We start from the raw sequence: 16,353 nt of genomic DNA on the forward strand, positions 1-16,353 counted from the left end.
CCGCCCATGTCCAACGTCCTGATGCTGCGCACGGCGAAAGAGCGAGAAGAACTGCTGCTGGAAGAGGTGCTGGACGCCACCGAGCAATGCATCGACGCCATCGGCCTGGGCGCCACCAGCTTCGAACTGATCGCCGAGCGCGCAAAGGTCAGTTGCGGCAGCCTGCTGCAGCGTTTCGAAGACAAGGATGCGCTGGTGCGCGCATTGCTCGAACGCAACTACATGCGCGCCATCCGCCAGATGTGGCTGGTCGAACGCCCGGCCAATGTGCACGTAGTGGATTTCATCGCCGGGCTGCTTGAAGAATGGCTGCTGCGGGATATCAACATCAAGCGCACCCGCATCGACCTGGAGCTGCACCTGGCCACTTTGCGCGAGCCGGTGCTGGACGCCTTCATGCGCCGCCAGAGCGCATCGCTGATCGAACACCTCAGTGCTCTGCTCAAGCGCCTGCTCCGCGGGCACGCCGACCCCGCCAGCAGCGAGCAGGAATTCCAGGCCCGCGTCTACGCCGTCGCCGCCATGTGCGGCGGATTGCATACCGTGATGACCTCCGGCATGGAGCTCAACCGCATGCATTTGCAACTGATATTGCGTGAGAGTTTGTCGGGGATTTTGAAGTCGGCGCCCGTGTAGGCCCGAAAAACAGCTGGCCCATGCGCGGTGCCACTCACCGCGCCATAGGCCGCATCGCGCTCATTCTAAAGTACCCAGACACCCGCTAAGAGGCGCCAAGAGGGCGCTCAGCTAGAGGACGATGCAGAGGCCTCCGCAGACGCACGGCTGCGCGCAGCCGACAGTAGACCATTAACCAACGCATAGGCATCGTCGCCAACGCCACTGGCGACGTCCCAGAGTTCAGAAGGCAGTACGGAACGATCTGCCGTTGCCAGGTGCATAAGATCCATGGCCAGCGCATTCCGTTCCCCTTCGTTCATTTCAGGGGCGGGAGTATCTGTGTCGAGCATGGTGACCATTTCAATGGCGGCATCCAAACATTCCTCAGTGATTCCTAATTCACGCGCTCTAGCTGCTTTTTTGACAGTTGTCTGTGTGAAAGGTGGCTGCTGTTGTGCTTGCAAATACCAGGCCGCCAAGTGCCCGACTGCGGACATCGCAACCACCGCCCCAAGCGAGGCCATAACTGGCACAACCAGGCACTTTGAATAGTTTTTCCACCATGCATCATCTGTCGCGTGGCCATATGCCCCTGTAAAAGGAATCTGCAATGCATTCGCGACGGAAATGAAGGCAGCCAGCTTGGAACCAGCACCTGCCACTTGCAGCCCACGACTCGCAATCCGGACGCCGATGCGCCTGTTCGGCTCTCTTGCTTCTCTTGGCTCTCTAAGCCGCGCCGCACGTACTGGCGGCCGTGGTAGGCGTTGCGCCAATTGTGTGTTGACCTGCGGATCGTCTGCCTGCGACGTGGAACCCACGCCAGCTTCGGCCGGCACATCTTTGTGATCTTGCCTGACCGGTCTACGTGTCGCTGACGTCAATGGCATAGGACGCATGTATCACCTCTCGAGCGGTTCGGTGAGTAACCAGTATTCCACTCCAACGCCATTGCGCCCCGGCCGACGCCCGAAAAATCTTGGCCTCTGGCGAAACAGATAGAACTGCATTGCCCAATCGATGCATAACACCCGTATCGCCTATCACGCGGCCACGCAAATAGACACCCATCACACTTTTATGTTGGGCAAGCATAGAAGAAATCGTCGCTTCGGGCTGTGGTAGCGCACTTCGCTTATCAATCTCCCGGGCAGATGGAGCCTTGTCCACAGTGATCTCCCATTGATCGGCGTCGGCACGAGGAGAGCAGATGGACTCCATCAGGCATCAACGCAAGACCCCCATGCATCTGAGCGCTCAGAACAGGCACGAGGACGCCGGTGAGCGCACTGCCACTGCGTCAACAGGCAATCACCTCGCCTGCCCGGAGATCGGCGACGGCTTGCTGCAGGCACTGCCGCGGAAAAGCCGCCCCGCCGCTTCTGTACTCAAGCGCTCACGCAGTGCCCCTCCACTGACGGCAACACAGCGGCGGATGCTCCTGCAACTCGGGGCTGAAGGCGATACGCGTCTGACGCCCGACGAAGCGGCGGTGTTGCGGGAGCTCACCTTCCACACGCCGGCAACACCGCGCGACACGGTGCTGTTTACCGATCCGAACAAGGACCCTGACGATGTGGTCACCTATACCATCGGCAAGCAACTGCAAGTGGCGGGCTTTGTGCGCCTCACCGACGTTGCAGTGACATTGGGCGATGCGGACGTGCGCCAGGAACGCGCCCGGCTCGCCAAAGGTGTCTTCAACCGCCTGCAATTACCCGACGTGCGTGTATCGCGTGGGCAGGATTACCAGATGCGTGCGGCGCAGGCCAAAGACCATGCCAAATTCCTGCAGGAAGGCCGTGCGTTGCGCGCGGAATCGGGCGAGATTTGCAGCAACAGCCTGGAGGCGATGAAGGACCGCCTGATGCAGACACCGCAGGGGCTGAGCATGGTGGTGATTGCAGGCATGACCGACGCCAATGCGCTGGTCCAGGCGCATCCGGATCTTGTGCGCGAACGCGTCAAGAACATCACCATCATGGGTGGGGTCGAGCCGGTCAAGGACGCACACGGCTATGTGCAGCCGGACGCGCGCGCCTACAACAATGCGACAGATCTGGACGCGGCGCGTGGTCTTTATCGGCAAGCACAGCAACTGCGCATTCCGTTGCGCATCGTCACCAAGGAGGCAGCCTACAAAACAGCGGTGTCGCCGGCGTTCTACGAAAGCTTGGCAGAGAATGGGCACTCAGTAGGCCGCTACCTGAAGGACGTGCAGAAAAACGCATTGAACGGCTTGTGGGACGGTATCCAGGCAGGGTTGCTTCCGGGCCTGGACGAGGCATGGTTTTTCCGCACATTCACCGCAGGCGCGCCAACGCAGGTGAATGGCCAGCAAGACGCTGCAGAAAAAGCGACTGCGTTCGACCAGATCTGGCCAAAGGTCACCAAACTCAACCTGTACGACCCGCTGACGATGCTGGCATCGGTTCCCGGCGCGTCGGAGATGCTGTTCACGCCAAGGCAGATACACGCCGATGGATTCAGCGTTGTGGAGCAGGTGAGCGACAATGAAGTCAAGCATCCAGAAAAGGCGAAACTGTTGATGTCTGCCTTGGCAAAAGCGGCGCTTGCCACGAAAGAATGATGATCGATTATTCTGTTGAAGCACTACACCGGGTTCTGTAGATCGGCCGCTGCACGCAGCGACGGGCGGCTCTTGTGTCTGCCACGCCAATGCGCGCAGGCGCCATGGGCGCAGGGAGCAGACAAGACCGGGTCATCAGAGCCGCTGAAGTTCCAACTGGTCCAGAAGGGTGCGCATGGCGCCGGCAGCATCGAAGGTCTCGCTGCCCAACCCGGGCAAGCTGCAGCGGTCCAGCCGATCGGCGTTGCCGCTAGCGATCACATCGCCATGGGCGGCGATGGGCAGCACCAACTGATCCAGCGCATCTACCTGCTCCACGGTGATACAGAAGGCAAACCCATCACGCTGCATGCCGTCCCCTGCCCGCCTGCGGGTGGGGGGGATGCCATCACCGGCCGGCTCAGATGGCCTCCCCCCGCGTCAGCACACTCGCTGTCAGAGGCGTCGGACTCCAGCCGCGCAGGCCACCGCACTTGTGCCAGTGCCTGCGTTAGCTGCTCGGCCAGCAGCTCCAGGCAGCACGCCAGCTCGTCCATGCGGATGGCTGGCTGCCGCAACTGCTCTTCGGCCTGCGTGCGTGGCTGCGCCAGGCGCGCCAGAAAGCGCATGTGGTCGCGTAGTTGCTGCAAGCGGTATTGCGCACCGTCTGGCAGGTAGTAGCCCGAGTGTGACTGCGCATCTCGTACATCGTCCGACATGGCCCGCTCCTCATTCCATGGAATCAGCCCGCCCGCCGCAAAGGCGACGGACGGGAAGTCGGGAGGCTCGAAACCGCAGACAGCCGGCGGGCGTATTCCCCTTGCGGGTGTTGTATTAGCCGCCCTCCCGACGCAGAGGATCGCGCCGGTTGCACCTGCAGAAAGATGCAGGCACAAAAAACCCACCGGTTTGTCGGAGGTGGCTACCGCTGTCTGCGGAGTTTCGAGGCTCCGTGAGGTGATCGTGCTACCCGTCAGGCGGCGCGTCAAGTTGCTTGAACGAGTCAGCTCTCTTCAGCCGGCGAGTCCCAGTCAACTGATACGCCCAGGGTTCCGTAGACACTCAAGACCCTCGTTGCGCGTAGCGCCGTTCAAACTCTACAGGGGACAGGTCGCCAGTTGAACCGTGGCGGCGGTTGGGGTTGTAGAACATCTCGATGTAGTCGAATACCTCGGCGCGAGCGGCGTCCTTGGTGGAATAGGTCCGTCGCCTGATCCGCTCGCGTTTGAGCAGGCCGAAGAAGCTCTCCACGGGTGCGTTGTCGTGGCAGTTGCCACGCCGACTCATGCTGCACACCACGCCATGGGACGCCAGGAAACTGCGCCAGTCATCGCTGGTGTAGACAGACCCTTGGTCCGAATGAACCAAGCAACCAGCGTTGGGTTTGCGCCGCCACACCGCAGACAACAAGGCCTGCACGACCAACTCGGTGTCGGCCCGATCGCGCATCGCCCAGCCGACGACCTGCCGGGAAAACAGATCGATCACAACAGTCAGGTACATCCAGCCTTCATGCGTGCGGATGAAGGTGAAATCGCTCGCCCAGGCCGTGTCCGGCTCAGTCACGTCGAACTGTCGGTCAAGCAGGTTGGCCGCCGCCTTGCACTGCATTCCTCCATGGAAGCGCGGTTTGCGACCATAGCCCACCTGGGCACGCAGTCCCTCGGTGCGCATCAGCCGATGCACCCGATGGCGACTGCAACGCTCACCCAGATCGCGCAGATCCCTGGTGATCTTGCGATGCCCATAGACACTGCCGCTGGCCAGCCAGTGGTGCTTGATCAGTCCAAGCAAGCGCTCATCTTCCTTGGCGCGCTCACTGTTGGGCGAGCACAACCAGGCGTAATAGCCCGACCGGTTGACTCGCAATACCCGGCACATCGCACACACCCTGAATTCCCCACAGTGGGCTTGCATGAAGGCGTACTTTGCCCTTACCCCTTGGCAAAGTACGCGGCGGCCTTTTTTAGGATGTCGCGCTCCTCGGTCACTCGACGCAACTCTGCCTTCAGCCGCCGAACCTCGGCGCTCTGGTCCACCTCGGCGCGCTGCACCACGCCAGGCTTGCCGAACTTGCGCAGCCAGGCGTAGAGGCTGTGCGTGGTGACACCTAGTCGCTCCGCGACTTCTGCTACCTTGAAACCACGATCGGTCACTTGCCGGACCGCCTCGATCTTGAATTCATCCGTATACCGCTTGCTGCTCATAGACACCTCCGAATTGACCATTTTCCATGGCCTTGAGATGTCTAGGAAACCCTGGGCGTATCATTCCGCTCATTGCACTGAGCTGCATCGCAGCCGCGTTTGGCGGTGCGACCCTGGATGCCTCAGTCGATGCATTTCGCATCGAACAGGAGGCGGTGCACCAGCAGCCAGCCAAGCTCCTCACCGCCTATCAATTTGGCTACCGCATTGCTCTGCTGTTGAGCGACGGCCTGGTGTTCCTGCTCGCAGCGCGGCTGTCCTGGCAAGTTGCTTATGCACTTCTGCTGCCCCTGATGTTGGTGCCCATCTGCGGAACGCTCTTTCTGCGATCTGCCCCCGATAGCGTTCTCACCCCAGATCGCGCGAGTGCGGATAAGCAGGGCTCTCCACTGATATCACTTCGACCATCCACGCTCCAAGGATGGATCGCGGTGGTCGTCTTCATCAGCTGCTATCGCCTACCGGATATTGTTCTGGGTCCCATGATCAATCCGTTCTTCTATGCCCTCGGCATTGGAAAGAGCGTGGTCGGATCCCTGCATATCTGGCTTGGGATCCCAGCAGCCTTCCTCGGAATTTTGGCTGCAGGCACAAGCTTGAAGCGCATGTCCTTGAGCACGACCATCCTTGTTGGCGCAGCTCTCCAAGTCCTTGCCCTCCTCGTTCTTGCATCGCTTTCGTCGAACGAGCAGTCTGCTGAACTGCTTTGGGCTAGCGTAATTCTTCAAAACCTTGCCAGTAGCTATACCGGCATCGCATTGGTTGCTTATATGTCAAAGCTGGTCACGCTTGGACGAGCAGGTGAGCACTACGCATGGCTAACCAGCTTCTACTCCATCTTCGGCAGGGTGCTTGCCGGCTTTTCAGGCCTTGCAGTGGCTTATCTCACCACGCGCTATGGACAAAGCCAAGGCTATGGCACTTTCTTCATTGGCATCTACCTGACGTGCGTGCCTGCCCTCCTCGTCTACTCGCTCATCATTCGGAACAACTTGAAGGAGCGACCCGAGCCGTAAGTGCCATCACGCTGTTGCCTTGCAATGACCTTGGGTTCTTTACAGAACATGTAACGCGTGAGCTCATTCGTTATGCACAGGCCGGTGCAAAAATGAACACTATTTGCTTGACGTTTGATTGACAGCATCCAAACCATCAGTCAGACTCATCGAAACCGTCAGCCCAGAAGCACAAGGCGAGGTCACGTCCGTCGTCGAGACATAGATTTTATACGGCCCTTTCGTCAATGTCGCTGGCTGAGTCCAAGCTGCATTTTTTATCACGGCCCGAGGCTCACGTATGCCTTCCACAAAAGCATATTTTTTTACGATATCACTATATCTTTCACAGCCTCGGGCTTTTTTGTCAGCAAAAATTACAGCCAGGGCAGCTACTGTCCAAGCCTGAGAGCTTTCATCACTGCGATGAACGCCGAAGCTCAACGCTGTTGCCTGTGACTTCCGATCATTCAATGAAACTCGATAGTGACGACGAAGGGGCTCGTCTCTGACAATCTCGATCTTGCCGGCTCTAATTAATTTATTGACCTGAGACTCTTCAACAATAACGCCGCTACTGAATAGCGAGACCAGTTCGTCAAGCAATTTTTCTGAACCATACGCGTCACCACAGAATGGGGCCGATACTAAAATAGAAAAGGCCACGATAGCTGAGGACCGTACACTACTCTTATAAAATTTCATTACAGCCCTCATTGCATTTAAAGCGCTTCAAGTGTTGTCTTGAAGCCTGCCCAGGTATCGGCCCAGATTAGCGCTAACCAATTAGATGCCTAATTGGCTAGCACCAGCGGACCTCATCAGTTTCGACTTCTCGTGAGACCAAGCAAGCACTCGCCCTTCGAACTCGCCTTTACATACACCGACGTTTCACCAAGATTAGTTTTATAGAAGACATCCTTACTAACGTCGGCGAGTGGCGCATGGGGATTGGGTGGCAGGACGTATGGGGTGAGCGCAAATTTCTGCTTGATCTTAGACACTTCATAACAGCGCCCAGGAGCGAGCTCCATATACATAAAACTCACTCCTTTATCGAGTTCAGGCGGGACCCTGAACTCAACAAAGGAGATCGCATACTGATCCCGCGTCTTGAACGCCTTTGAGCGAAAAGCAATGTTCAATGATCGACTTGAACTCACCTGATGGAAATCACTGAGTCCAATTTCGCGAAAAAATTCATAGCTAACCGGCTCACTAGGATCATAGATTTTACCAATTATTTCATCCATGGCGAGCCCTGAAATTCCATCTTCCGCAATGGCGCTTGTGCAGAAGACAGCCATCAGCAATGTAACCGCAAGACCTTTGTACACGCCCAACATTACTGGCCTCTCAAATAAGCACGCAATTCAATTTCAACCTGATCTACAGGCGATAAATATCTAAAGCAACCGACAACAAGGAAGAGTCACCTTTGACCAAAGCATAAAGAGTCCCCTGGTCAACCCTGTGCAGCGCACCGATTTGAGCCAGTGAAACTACTTGACCATCGATCTCGGCAATTGCCTCTCCCTTTTTCGGAAGTCCTGATTTGTTTTTTGAATACGTCATGAGGCGCGTTTTACCATTAGTGACCCAGGCTCCCACGTATTTGTCGTCTGAGTGATCGTGTGATGGCGATACGAGAATTGAATCGACCAATACGCCCTTTGACAGCGCACCATCTTTAGCTGCAAGAGAATTACCCTTATCAATCTTCTCGGGACGAGGATCTATATCACCAATAATCCCTGGCTTCGCCTGAATTTTTAGGTTGGTGGACAGGCAGTAGGTATCACCAGAATAATAGTCATCAAATTGAGCACACGTGCCTTTGATTGCATGAACTCGGACATTGTCAACCTTACTTACCTTGGCTAGGGGGACTACCAAATTCGCACTCCCGCCCTCCACATAGAAATTGTCTTTAAGCTGAGACTTTTCTGAACATAAAGCCCTAGCAGCACTGTCTCGTTGGTCATTTGACCGGGCCTGCCCGACCGCTAGGCCGGCAAGCATAAGCACGCAAATCGAATTTAAGGCAACCCTAACTATGGACATCGAAAGCACCTTTTTAACGCGAATGTAAAATCAAGGAGTTGGAACAACGATAGTCGGAGTTACCTCACTATATCCACCAACAACCTTTGTATCACTGGGACCGAGCACGCCTATGCTGAGATAATTTGCAACACCCCTCACAATATCATTGGCAAATTTCTCACTTTGATTGAACTCAGCATTGGTAAAACCATCTTGATAGAGGTTCTGGTAAAGGGTTCGAGCAGCTGCTGCGTTATGTGCCAGCTCATGCATCACCAAGAAATTCGCCCCTCCCATTAGATCAGAATACCCCTTGATGGTGTCAATGTTTATTGATATTTGCGGATCTCCGTTGTTATAGTCGGACTGCCCAGTCGCAAACCCATTGCTATAGCTAGTGCCCGCTTCGTTTACCTTATAGTCTGCATTGAGCATCAGACTCTTGATTTCAGACATCTGCACGGTTGAACCATCGCTCATTTGCATATAAGCGTTATCAGGAAGCGAGCTGATAGAGTCTTTAACAAAGTAGATTGCATCGTCAAATTTAACCAGAGCGGCAGACTCTTCCGCTGTCAACGCACGCGTGAAGTTGAGATCGTATTCCGGCGCTATTGGCGGAGGAGTGCCGCCCCCACCTGGAGGACTGATCGGTCCGGGCTGCTCAACTGGCGGTGAAGGGGGAATAGTCGGAGGCGGACTCGGGGTGGGTTCACCACAATCGGAGGAATTTCAGTGGGCGGCTCACTTGGATCGACGTCCGCAGCGGCTGCCGCACCTGCGACTAGGAACAGCTCTTCGTTTGTCAGCTCTCTCATCACAGCGCTCCATGCAATACTTGGATTAGAAAATCACTATTTCGCTTTCCTTTCTTTCTAAACAGCACTCTCAATTAACCCCTAGTAAAATAAATAATACCCCCGTGTGAAGCGGACTCACACAGAGATAGGGATAGCAAATTCAAATCATTTCAAGAAAATGATGGCTCTGTCCGCCCTTATTTTTGGCATATTTCCGTCATTTCTCTAACGTAACTGTTTCAAAAGTAGCATCTGGTGCGTATTCATGCGCCCACCTCAGGACTGATATCTCTGCATCTAGGTTCTTATTACTCCTCGGCACGAACAACGTGAATGTAGGATCTTTTGAGCAAGAGGCGCCCGACTTCTTAGTGTCGGCCCCGCAACTAAAGTGTATGAGCCCAGCGGCTTCGATCGTGTTATCGCTCTTAATCGCAACCGCACCTTTCTCGATGCAGCTCTTGTATCGGCAGCCTGATATCAATGTCAAGCCATTCCCGGCATCAACATCTTTATTCGGCGGACCACTCAGAGCTTCTCCAAACTGCTGAACCAGTAGCTTTCCGGGAACAATATAGTCACCCGCTGACTGACCAAAGTAAGTCGACAAGACACCAGCATTAATTTTTGCCGGCGAAGCTGTGGCCGCAATGCCTACCAATAACGCCAAGATCATTAGCGTGATCAATACAATTCTCTTATTATTCTTCATCTAGCACCTCACATTATATAAGTCAAGATTTAACCTCCACCCGGCACGCTGCCATTCGTAATATCCTGCTGAATGAGTGCGGCCTCCTTGTCTCGCCTTGTATCATATGCATCGCCAAAGTCGTTCAGATTCGTAACAGCATCCTGCCGACGTCCCGTTGTTACTTGAATCCCAAAATCGGCGATTGCTTTCGAAGACAGATCATTTAACTCACTTCGAAGTCTGAACGATCCGGACGCACCTAGAGCGTGTTATGAACTTTGAAAGAGGGTGGCTGCATTTCCAAGCATCAGGATCGTGAAGACGACGAAGTGCAAACCGGCCAAGGTTTCCGGCAATCGCTCGTAGTCGCGTGCCAGCCGTCTGAAACGATTGGCCCATCCGAAGCTGCGCTCGACAACCCAACGGCGCGGCAGCAAGACAAAGCCTTTTTTCGCTTCTTGCAGCTTGATCACGTGCAACTCAATGCCTTCTTCCGTGGCCGCCTGCGCCGGTTCTTGACCGGTGTAGCCCTGATCAACAAAGGCGATCTTGACCGTTTCACCGGTCACGTGTTGTACCTCTTGTGCCAACGATCGGACTTGCGCGCGCTCCTGCTCATTAGCCGGCGTCACCTGGACAGCGAGCAGATGTCCAAGCGTATCGACCGCCATGTGTACCTTGCTGCCTTTCTTGCGTTTATAGCCATCGTATCCAGCACGCGGCCCGCTTTCGCAGGTGGACTGCAGCGTGCGAGCATCGAAAATGACCGCGCTCGGCTGGCCTTTTTTCCCTTGCGCCACACGCAAGAGTGAGCGCAGATCACTGACCATGGCCTCAAAGCAGCCCGCTTGCAGCCAGCGCTGTGTTTGCTGATACACCGCTTCCCAGGGCGGAAAATCGTTGGGAAGCAATCGCCATGGTGCGCCGGCGCGCGCGATCCACCGCAGTGCGTTGAACATCGCGCGTAGCTCATACTTGCGCTGCGGTGCCTGCACGTCCATCAGCGTCAAATAGGGAGCCGCAAAGGCCCATTCTTCGTCGGAAATATCGGTGGAATAAGGCTTACGAGGCTTCATCCGTATACGTTAGCGTGACAAGGGCAAAGTTCATAACACGCTCTAGGTCCGGATCGTTTAACCAGCGATCTAATCCAAAGATCTGAAACAACTATTTTATAATAGCCACTTCCAAACGCACCTAGTCGCGAGCGGATAAATAATAACTATTTCTCGCAGCTCCCATTCCGTTTTCAGTGCTTAGGTTTTGGATAATTTTTTTCTTCTATAACCGTCAATGCAGAAACGCAAGGTGAAGTCACGTCAGTGGTGGATATTGATATGACATAAGGCCCTTTGAACAGAGTAGCCGGGCGAGTCCAAGACGCACCTCTGATTGACGCTCTAGGTTCGCGCATCCTTTCAGCGAAACCCATATTTTTAACAAAACTATCGTATGTCTCGCAGCCTTCCATCTTAGAATCGGGAAAAAAAGCAGACAGGGAACCAACTACCCATTCCCGGCTTTTAGCGTCTTCTCGATGAGAGCCAAATCTAAGCTCTTTTATCTGCGAAGATGGCGCACTGAACGAGGTCTTGTAGTATCGATGAAGGGATTCATCCTTGAGGATGGACGTTTCGCCCCCTGCAACGATATTTTCAACCTGACTTTGGTTGACGTAACCACCTCCATCAAATAAAGAGATAATTTTTTCAACCTGCTTTTCGGCACAATATGCATGTGGGGCCATGACACCAAAAGCCAACATTCCAGCCATGCTAAAAATAAGTTTGCTTCGATTGCATTTAAATGCTTTCATAAAGCCCGCCCTCTCAGTTCCCGTTGTATACAGACTCGTAATACTGCTTCACCGTTTGCCCTCCTCCGTGATCTTGATTTCCATACCAAGTCGCGAGTTGATTCATTGCTTGCTCCTGTGTCAATGTCGATCCTATCTGGTTATAAATGCTTGTAACTTCAGCTGGATATTGATTCAGCGTCGTCGGCTCGACTTGATTGACAAAGTTCAGCTCAAAAACCAATGAGCCGGCCTCATTATTTAACCAAGTATTCACATACTGTTCCTGGCTAGGATTGGAAGTCCCATAATCAACGGGATTATAAACATGATATAACTCATGACTAAGAATTGTTGCAGCTTCCAGAGTTGTACCCGCATAATTGTCGTCAATAAAAATTTGGCCACTTTCAACATCTCCCTTAAGAGCGCCAAGATCCTTAAAGGCGGGATGTCTTTCGCTAGCGACGTATTGCGCAAGCAAATTTTTTACCGCGTCGCTTTTATTGAGGTATTCATCCACACCAGTTCCAAGCCCGCTCACTACCGCTGGTGAAGGTGTAGGACTACCACCTCCCCCGCCTGGGGGAGTTATCGGACCTGGCTGCTCAACTGGCGGCGAAGGGGGAATAGTCGGAGGTGGACTCGTGGGCGGGTTAACCACAATTGGTGGCATCTCAGTGGGTGGCTCACTTGGATCGACGTCCGCAGCAGCAGCGGCGCCCGCTACTAGGAATAGCTCTTCGTTTGTCAATTCTCTCATTACAGTGCTCCATCGTGTGCGTTGACTTTAGATACGATCGTTTTTCTCATTGAATACGCTACTGCATTTTCCTTCCAAAAATATTTATTGAACGTTTCGACTTATCATTGCTAGTTAGATTTTTTGGTGACATCCACATCAACGCTGCCTTCAAAGGATCTAGGCTGCTCCTTGATCAAAGGTCTCAGATTTCCGCTCACGAAGAGATACTGCATATCGCACATCCGAGAGATGTTCTTGTCGTGCGTTACGATGACTGTGGTCGCGCCAATACTCCTGACGTTCTTCATCAGCTGTATGCCCATCTGCTCATCAACCCCAGTCGTTGGCTCATCCATCAACAACAACTTGGTGCGCCTGTAAAAGGCTCTGGCCAAGAAGATCCGTTGTTTCTGACCACCTGACAGCGTGTTTCCCAAGTCGCCAACTCTGGTGTTGAAGCCCATTGGCATGCGCTGGATATCGTCGTGGATACACGCCAATTTTGCAGCCTGCACCAGGCGCTCTTGGTCAATGTGCTCATCGAACATAGAGATGTTTTCCGACAACGTTCCTGACAACAGATTGTCTCCTTGCATGACGATGCTGACCTTGCTTCGGTAGCTCGACTTCCCCACTTTGCGCAGATCCTCTTCATTGACTAAGAAGTCCCCGACTTGAAGATCTTCAAGCCCCGCCAGAACGCGGACGAGTGTGGTCTTGCCCACGCCTGAGTTCCCGACGATCGCAATCACTTGGCCTGCCGGGGCTCTGAGCTGCAAAGCACTCATGATCCACTTGTCCGTGGACGAGTAGCGGAAGTAGCCGTTGACAATGGCAATGGCGGGCGCGGCATCCTCCAGTGCGCCGTTACCATGCAAAAACGACTCAGGCTCGCTGTGGGTGATGTCTGAAATGCGTTCTGTGTGCAAACGAAGCAGCCGGAGCTGCATCAAGTAGTCGGCCAAGTTGATGCTGCGTTGGCTGAACTGCGTCGCGTAGATCAAAAAGACCGTCAGCACCCCGACCGTCATATCCCCACTGAGCACCAACCGGGTGCCTTCCCAAATTACAAAGATGCGGCACAGGCCCTGGATGAGGAGCTGGACAGAATCGAACCCGATGCGGATCCGCTCGGCCCCGATTGTCGCGTTGGTCGCTTTCGCGCTGTAGTTCGTGAAGCGCGACGCCCAGAGCGCTGACTTGTTGAACAGCTTGATGGGCTGGATGCTTCGGACCGTTTCGTAGAGCAAGCTTTGCCGGCGTGCATCAATGTTGATCTGGTCGAGGTTGGCTTCTTTGAGCTTGGCGTAGTAGGCGTAGCGCGAACCCACATAGGCAATGGTGAAAGCCAACAAAGCGAAGGCAAGCGGCGCGTCGTAGCTCATCAAGAGCAACAGCATGAGGAAAGACATCACCCCATCGATGACCGCTTCCAGCATCTTCGTCGTGAGTGACTGCTGGATGGAGTAGATCGACTGGAAGCGGCTTGAAATATCCCCGGTGTGCCGCTTTACGAAATACGACTGGGGTAGCGACACCAAGTGACGGAACAAGTTGCTGCTCCACCGTAAGCCAGTGGTCGAAGAGATCCACAGCGAGGTCCACTTCCTGGCAACGGTCAAGACGAGCTGGACCAGGAGCACGATCGAAAAGCCGATCGCCAATGTGGTGACCAGGCCATCGTACTTGACGCTGAGCACCTGATCCATGGTCAGTCGCAGATATTGCGGCGCAATCAGCGCACAGCCTTCCAAGAAGAGCGCCAAGATGCCCACAACCCAGAACGCGGGCACCAGGGACCGAAGCGAGCCTGCAAGATCGCGAAGCGATACCGATGGCACGCTCTTGATCTTCTTGAAGGCCGGGCCTGGATGCGCTTCCAACGCAATGCCGCTAAAGAGTTCATCGAACTCGTCGAGCTTGATCTTCTTGACGCCTGTTGCGGGATCGCTGATGTGCACGTGGCCGCCCCGCACAGCCGTCAACACGACAAAGTGCCCGTGGTGCAGGTGGACCATGCAAGGCAGCAACAGCTTGGGCAGTTCGTAAAGCTCCAAGCGAAGCGGACGCGTTGTGAGCCCGTTGGCATCAGCGATTTCAATCAGCGAAGCGAGCGTTGCACCACTGGTCGACACCGTAAAGCGGTTGCGAAGCTCCCCGAGGCTCGTTTCATGGCCGTAGTAGGAAAGCAGCATCGCAATGCAGGCCAGACCACACTCACTGGACTCCGTCTGGCGGATATGAGGCACACGGCGCTTTGATGAGAACACCAGGCTTGGTTCAGCAGAGCGATCCGGCTCGGCATCGCCATTGGCGGATGGTGTCAAGACGTCCTTCATCGCTTTTCACCCGTCAAGCGCGATCCCATGGTTTGGAAGGGGTCAAACATCCACTCCCAGATCTTGCGGCCCTCCAAGATCAGCTCCGCGTCCACCTCCATCCCCGGCAGGAAGGACTTCGTTTCTTGGGCGACTCCGATGGTTTGAGAAGGCAAGGCCACCTTGGCCGTATAAACCGGCTCAGTGGGCGACTGGCGACCATAGCGGCGCTCCAACTCACCGAGCGGACTCGTTTGCGTCGACAGCGATGCGATGCGCCCCTGGATGGCGCCATACTTTGCTTTCGGGAATGCGGCGATGTTGAGCAGCACCTCGGTGCCGACCGTCACATGTCCGATGGCCCTGGAAGGAATAAGAATTTCAGCTTCGAATACCGACTCGCTTGGGGTGATGGACGCGATGATCGAGTCGGTGCCAATGCGCTGACCTTGGGATGCATAGATTGCTGCAACAGTGCCGCTCAAGGGTGAGGTAATGGTTTGCAGCCGGTCAGACTTGGCTCTGGCCACTTGATCTTCGATTGATCTTCGATCGTGGATTTTTCGCGCTCGATTTCACTTGCTTGTCTGCTGGCCGTTGTCTTTATCTCGGTGATTTCACCCAGCAATGCGGCACGTTGATTGCGAAGTGTGGACTGCTGCGCGCGGGCATCCTGGATCTGCGCCTCTGCATCCAAGAGGGCATTTTCGTAGGTGAGGTAGGTGTATTTGGACACATACTTCTCAGCAAGCAGCGGCTCAATGGTCTTCAACAGTTCTTTGTTCTTGGCGTATTTCCTTTCCAAGATTGAGATCTTGCGAGCGACTTCCTGCATCGCACCGCTCGTTTCTTCGACTTGACGCGTCAGTTCCCGCTCGCGCTGGCCGGAAAAGTCATGCGCCTGCAATTGCTCCTTGGTCAGCTCTTCTGATCGGGTGCGCGCACGCTTAATCGTCTCATCGGACAGAGAGCGGCCCGCTTCGTCGGTAATGTCGGCTGACAGCTCCGCGAGCACTTGGCCCTTCTTGACCAAGGCATTAGGCTTCAATGTCGTTGAAAGGATGAGGCCAGGCGTTCCACTGCGGATGTCCACTCGCCCATGCGTGGAAATGATCTGGCCCGACACGTGCTCCCGCTTGGAGTAGGACGCGGTCAGAACAAACGTGGCCAGCAAGAGGAAAAGCGCACAGCCGCAGCCAATCCAGATCCGGATGGACGAGGGAAACGCATCTTTTAGGTCGCCGAGTGTGGAAGTTGTCTCTGGCCCCTTCCGCTTGCGAAAAAGCGGTTGTTCTGCGTCATCCGTCTGACGTGACTCGCTATCCATAGCACCTACACTTCGAGATCTACTGCACAACTTGCGTGAGTTGAGGCTACCCGCGCAGACATTAAAATTACATTTGCATTTTGTTGATCTGGCGTTGGCATTGGCGCCAAACCTAAGGTTGCAAGCCCCACGCTACTGCTTTTTCAGCAACAAAGGTTTGCGTCAAGCGAAGGTTCGTTGCGCAAAGCGCAGCCACACATTGCGGAGTCGGACAACGGCGGATAGCGCAGAGAACGCGT

General features: G+C 54.8%; 14 protein-coding genes and 3 pseudogenes. 3 read left to right on the forward strand and 14 right to left on the reverse strand.

Annotated features, from left to right (window positions below; all coding sequences use genetic code 11):
* The first annotated feature begins 6 nt into the window (after nucleotides 1-6).
* Nucleotides 7-636, forward strand: coding sequence for a TetR family transcriptional regulator (locus tag PD885_RS14140; protein WP_002811339.1), 630 nt, complete (start codon nucleotides 7-9; stop codon nucleotides 634-636).
* A 107-nt stretch (nucleotides 637-743) separates the two neighbouring features.
* Here PD885_RS14140 and xopAV read toward each other — a convergent pair whose 3' ends face one another.
* Entirely contained in the window at nucleotides 744-1,439 is a 696-nt protein-coding gene (gene xopAV, locus PD885_RS14145) for a type III secretion system effector XopAV (RefSeq protein ID WP_231895693.1), read from the reverse strand.
* A gap of 422 nt (nucleotides 1,440-1,861) precedes the next feature.
* Between xopAV and xopQ the strand changes: the two genes are divergently transcribed.
* Complete coding sequence (gene xopQ, locus PD885_RS14150) at nucleotides 1,862-3,208, forward strand: type III secretion system effector XopQ (protein ID WP_162138791.1); 1,347 nt, start codon at nucleotides 1,862-1,864, stop codon at nucleotides 3,206-3,208.
* A 135-nt stretch (nucleotides 3,209-3,343) separates the two neighbouring features.
* Here the strand turns inward: xopQ and PD885_RS14155 are convergent, their stop codons facing one another.
* From PD885_RS14155 to PD885_RS14170, 3 genes and pseudogenes are all read right to left on the reverse strand, one after another.
* Nucleotides 3,344-3,526, reverse strand: a complete 183-nt coding sequence (locus PD885_RS14155) for a hypothetical protein (protein WP_002811345.1) — start codon at nucleotides 3,524-3,526, stop codon at nucleotides 3,344-3,346.
* An 86-nt stretch (nucleotides 3,527-3,612) separates the two neighbouring features.
* Nucleotides 3,613-3,906, reverse strand: a pseudogene (locus PD885_RS14160) (XAC0095 family protein); the annotation flags it as partial.
* A gap of 343 nt (nucleotides 3,907-4,249) precedes the next feature.
* Nucleotides 4,250-5,394, reverse strand: a protein-coding gene (locus PD885_RS14170; protein WP_088056946.1) for an IS3 family transposase whose coding sequence is annotated in 2 segments (ribosomal slippage) — nucleotides 4,250-5,157 and nucleotides 5,157-5,394 — 1,146 coding nt in all. Because the reading frame shifts where the segments join, the coding sequence is not laid out codon by codon here.
* 62 nt (nucleotides 5,395-5,456) lie between these two features.
* Here PD885_RS14170 and PD885_RS14175 point away from each other — a divergent pair.
* A pseudogene (locus PD885_RS14175) lies at nucleotides 5,457-6,410 on the forward strand (MFS transporter); the annotation flags it as partial.
* A gap of 99 nt (nucleotides 6,411-6,509) precedes the next feature.
* Here PD885_RS14175 and PD885_RS14180 read toward each other — a convergent pair.
* From PD885_RS14180 to PD885_RS14220, 10 genes and pseudogenes are all read right to left on the reverse strand, one after another.
* Entirely contained in the window at nucleotides 6,510-7,094 is a 585-nt protein-coding gene (locus PD885_RS14180; protein ID WP_082244309.1) for a hypothetical protein, read from the reverse strand.
* Between the two features lie 116 nt (nucleotides 7,095-7,210).
* On the reverse strand, nucleotides 7,211-7,735 hold the full coding sequence (locus PD885_RS14185) for a hypothetical protein (protein WP_002811354.1): 525 nt from the start codon (nucleotides 7,733-7,735) through the stop codon (nucleotides 7,211-7,213).
* Between the two features lie 43 nt (nucleotides 7,736-7,778).
* Nucleotides 7,779-8,453 (reverse strand): cupin domain-containing protein, encoded by a 675-nt coding sequence (locus PD885_RS14190; protein ID WP_108773690.1) that lies wholly within the window; start codon nucleotides 8,451-8,453, stop codon nucleotides 7,779-7,781.
* A gap of 30 nt (nucleotides 8,454-8,483) precedes the next feature.
* Nucleotides 8,484-9,014, reverse strand: coding sequence for a hypothetical protein (locus PD885_RS14195; protein ID WP_002811357.1), 531 nt, complete (start codon nucleotides 9,012-9,014; stop codon nucleotides 8,484-8,486).
* Between the two features lie 438 nt (nucleotides 9,015-9,452).
* Complete coding sequence (locus PD885_RS14200; protein WP_002811359.1) at nucleotides 9,453-9,947, reverse strand: hypothetical protein; 495 nt, start codon at nucleotides 9,945-9,947, stop codon at nucleotides 9,453-9,455.
* Between the two features lie 251 nt (nucleotides 9,948-10,198).
* Nucleotides 10,199-11,005: an IS5 family transposase gene (locus PD885_RS14205; protein ID WP_002801519.1), complete on the reverse strand. Its 807-nt coding sequence runs from the start codon at nucleotides 11,003-11,005 to the stop codon at nucleotides 10,199-10,201.
* A 173-nt stretch (nucleotides 11,006-11,178) separates the two neighbouring features.
* Nucleotides 11,179-11,745 (reverse strand): hypothetical protein, encoded by a 567-nt coding sequence (locus tag PD885_RS20885; protein WP_134656588.1) that lies wholly within the window; start codon nucleotides 11,743-11,745, stop codon nucleotides 11,179-11,181.
* A gap of 13 nt (nucleotides 11,746-11,758) precedes the next feature.
* Nucleotides 11,759-12,487, reverse strand: coding sequence for a hypothetical protein (locus PD885_RS14210; protein WP_002811363.1), 729 nt, complete (start codon nucleotides 12,485-12,487; stop codon nucleotides 11,759-11,761).
* Between the two features lie 110 nt (nucleotides 12,488-12,597).
* Entirely contained in the window at nucleotides 12,598-14,808 is a 2,211-nt protein-coding gene (locus PD885_RS14215; RefSeq protein WP_002811366.1) for a peptidase domain-containing ABC transporter, read from the reverse strand.
* Nucleotides 14,805-16,114 (reverse strand): annotated as a pseudogene (locus PD885_RS14220) (HlyD family secretion protein). The gene PD885_RS14215 and the pseudogene PD885_RS14220 overlap by 4 nt, the downstream one beginning before the upstream one ends.
* Between the last annotated feature and the right edge of the window lie 239 nt (nucleotides 16,115-16,353).

The organism is Xanthomonas fragariae, assembly GCF_900183975.1.
Lineage (GTDB): Bacteria > Pseudomonadota > Gammaproteobacteria > Xanthomonadales > Xanthomonadaceae > Xanthomonas > Xanthomonas fragariae.